The organism is Flavobacterium sp. ACAM 123 (assembly GCF_000264055.1).
Lineage (GTDB): Bacteria > Bacteroidota > Bacteroidia > Flavobacteriales > Flavobacteriaceae > Flavobacterium.
Window position 1 is genome coordinate 1 of the sequence record NZ_AJXL01000186.1, and the last position, 3733, is coordinate 3733.

3 protein-coding genes and 1 pseudogene are annotated in these 3733 nt (G+C 34.5%); all 4 read right to left on the reverse strand.

Features of this window, described 5'->3' with window-relative positions:
* Positions 1-38 precede the first annotated feature (38 nt).
* Positions 39-812 carry a Bax inhibitor-1/YccA family protein gene (locus tag A3SG_RS0117900; protein WP_016991365.1) on the reverse strand — a complete coding sequence of 258 codons (774 nt, stop codon included), beginning with the start codon at positions 810-812 and terminating at the stop codon, positions 39-41.
* 102 nt (positions 813-914) lie between these two features.
* On the reverse strand, positions 915-2345 hold the full coding sequence (pyk, locus tag A3SG_RS0117905) for a pyruvate kinase (RefSeq protein WP_016991366.1): 1431 nt from the start codon (positions 2343-2345) through the stop codon (positions 915-917).
* 5 nt (positions 2346-2350) lie between these two features.
* Positions 2351-2839, reverse strand: a complete 489-nt coding sequence (locus tag A3SG_RS0117910) for an IPExxxVDY family protein (RefSeq protein WP_016991367.1) — start codon at positions 2837-2839, stop codon at positions 2351-2353.
* Positions 2840-2953: 114 nt separating this feature from the next.
* Positions 2954-3675, reverse strand: a pseudogene (gene rnc, locus A3SG_RS20400) (ribonuclease III).
* Positions 3676-3733: the final 58 nt, after the last annotated feature.

The window sequence follows — 3733 nt, forward strand, 5'->3', positions numbered from 1 at the left end:
ATAATGGAAAGGGTTTTTTGTATTTTGTAAATTTCTGATCAGTCGTTACTTGCAAGTTTAGAAAGCAATCTTAAAAACTCAATGTATAACCAGACGAGAGTAATCATTAAGCCCATTGCGCCAAACCACTCCATGTATTTAGGCATTTTTTGCGTCACGCCTTTTTCGATTCGGTCAAAGTCCAAGAATAAATTTAAAGCAGCGATAATAATTACAAATACACTAATTCCTATACTCATCATTGAATTGCCGTGGTGAACAGGGGCAAAGCTGGTAAACATCGAAACTACCCAAGAAATAATGTAATACGTTGCAATAGCAAGAGTAGCTGCTACGACAACTGATTTAAATTGCTCCGTTACCTTCACTATTCTATATTTATATAATCCCAGACAGACTGCGAATGTTACAAATGTTGCGCCAACTGCTTGTATTACAATGCCAGGATATTTAGCTTCAAAGATGGCAGAGACCCCTCCAATAAATAGGCCTTCGAATAAGGCATATCCAGGAGCTAAATAAGGAGAGTATTGTGGTTTGAAAGCGGCAAAAACCACTAGAATTAATCCCGCTATCGCGCCGCCAATTGCGGGTATTATTGGGTTTGTGCCATTAAAAGCCATCCACCAAATTACTATTGCAGAGGCAATAAGCAACAAAAACAACAGTAATGTTTTATTCATGGTGCCGGACAAAGTCATTTCTTGGTCGTAATCAATAACAGAGGCATGATGTACTTCTTCCTTTTTTGATGCTGTTGTAGTCGAAAAAGACTTATTAGTTAAAAACGGATTTTTCGTTTTATAATTCATGTTAAATAAAATTTATTTTGTAAAGATAAAATAAAATCGAGCACAAAAAAACCGTCTTGTTTAATTTTTGACAAGACGGTTTTTGATTTAGTATAATTTCGATTACTCTATTTCTGAAACTCTCATGGTATTGACCATTCCCTTTTCTTTAATAGGCATTGCGGCTAAGTTGATTAAGAAGTCACCTTTAGAGACGTATCCCTTTTCTCTTGCGATTTCGTTAACATCAGTTACAGTGTCATCAGTACTTACTATTTTATCATAGTAATAAGACTTCACTCCCCATAGCAAGCTCAGTTGTGTAACTATTCTTTTATTTGATGTGAACACTAAAATATGTGCTGATGGTCTCCAAGCAGATATTTGGAATGCGGTATAACCACTATTTGTTAAAGTGCAAATTGCTTTCGCTTTAATTGCGTCGGCCATAATTGCGGCATGACGACAAATTGTCTTAGTGATAAAACGTTTTGTTTTTATTTGTGGTGTGTTCTGAGGCACGTGAATTAATGGAGAGTTTTCAACAGCTTTAATAATCTGTGTCATTTTCTCGATTACTTGCACAGGATAATTACCAGTAGCAGTTTCTCCTGAAAGCATTACGGCATCTGACCCGTCCATAACAGAGTTTGCAACGTCATTTACTTCAGCCCTTGTTGGAGTCAAACTGGTGATCATGGTCTCCATCATTTGAGTAGCAACAATAACTGGAATTCGAGCCATTTTTGCTTTGCGAATCAATTCTTTTTGAACCAAGGGTACTTCGTGTGCAGGGAGTTCAACGCCAAGGTCACCACGAGCTACCATTAAACCATCACAATAAGCGACGATTTTATCTATGTTTTCTAATGCTTCTGGCATTTCTATTTTGGCAATAATCGGAATTTTATGATCGGAATGCTCTGCAATTAGATTTTGTAGGTCTTTTAAATCTTGGGGTGTCTTTACAAATGAAAGTGCAATCCAATCTACTTTTTGTTCAACGGCAAAAATAGCATCAGCAATATCTTTTTCTGTCATTGCAGGAAGAGATATTTTTGTATTAGGCAGATTGACCCCTTTTTTAGACTTCAATTCACCACCTTGTATTACTCTGGCAACTACTTCTGTGTTTTTGTCAGTTTCGACAATCTCAAAAATCAGTTTTCCATCATCTAATAAAATTCTTTCTCCAGGATTAACATCATTGGGAAAGTTTTTATATTTCATGAACACTTTTTGAGCAGTTCCAAGAATATCTTCGGCTGTTGTAAATGTAATTAAATCACCGTCATGTACTATAACGCCTTCATTCATTACTCCCACGCGAAGCTTTGGTCCTTGTAAGTCTCCAAGTATTGCTGTAGTATAGCCATACTCATCATTAAGATCTCTAATGATTTTCATTTTTTCTTTGACATCAGCATAATCGGCATGAGAAAAATTAACTCTGAACACGTTTACACCTGCGTCAATCATTTCTTTTATTATCTCTCTTGTGCTACATGCAGGTCCTAATGTCGCTACAATTTTGGTTTTTTTGTCTGAAATCATTTGTCTTAAAAAATTAAATTGTTTTTAGATTTTATTTTACTTGTATCTACGATATAAACCGCTGATATATTATCGATGGTATTTAATATTGTTCTTATTTTAGTGGCATTCATCGTATCTTCCGTGTTTTCAATTTTTAAAAAATAATCTGCTTTTTTAAATTCTGGAAGTAGATATACTCGTGTAGAAATTTCCAGTTTTGTATTTGAAAATAAATTTTGGACAGGATCTATTTTTTGCTGTGCTACTTCGTTTTTATTTTGAATTAAATTCCAAGAGACTGCATGTTCTAAATCATAATAATAAAATCTGGAAAAAGCTGTCTCTCCTTCTTTTATATTGATTTGGACTTCATCCTTACTTTTACCTAAGTTTATAGAAAGCTTTTGGTTGATAAAATAGGCTAATCGATAGTCTTCTAATGACGTATGTATAGCAATAAGATGGTAATCTATTTCGTCAAATTCGCCAAAATTCAGTTTATGAATTGCCATTTAATGATAAAATAAGATGTAAATATAGTGTATCCAAGGAAGTTATGACGCACTAATGCAGGTTGTTTTGATGAATTTACTAACTAAAACGTTATAGCTCTAAGTAAATTGCTGTTATTTCTTATCCATTTTTTCTTGTAATGCAAAATAAGTGCGCTGTGATGCTTTTTCTTCTGCTTTCTTTTTTGAGGTAGCTCTTGCTTTTGCGATTACCTTACCGTCGATACTTAATTTCACCCCGAAGAAACGTGTCCCATCTATTCCGTCGTCTTCATAAATATCATAATAAAATATTTTTTTCTCCTTTTGACACCATTCGATAACCAGACTTTTATAGCTGATTACTTTTCCTTCTAAGCGGGAAATGTCCACATATGGAACGATGACTCTTTTTTGAATAAATTTTTCGCAATACTCATAACCTCGGTCCAGGTAAATTGCGCCTATTAAGGATTCAAAAATATTACCGTGTATGTTTTCTCCAAAATGCTGCACGGGGACTTTACTTTCGATAAACCGAATTAGATTTAAATCTTTACCTAGTTCATTCAGGTGTTCTCTACTTACAATTTTTGAACGCATTTTGGTGAGATAGCCTTCGTCTCCTTGCGGTGCTTGGTTAAATAAATGTGCCGCAATTACCGAGCTTAACATGGCGTCGCCAAGGAATTCCAAGCGTTCGTAATTTATGGGGTGCCCTTCTGCATTTATCTTACTGGTGGAACGATGCGTAAATGCTTTTTTGTAGTGGTCTATGTTTTTAGGGGGGAATCCTAAAATAGTTTGAATAGAATTAAAAAAATACCGTCTTCTACTGACGGGAGTTTGTTAATAATTTTTTTATTTTTATTATTCTATTTAGTATTACTAAGTACTAATTTTTTAACTTTAAAT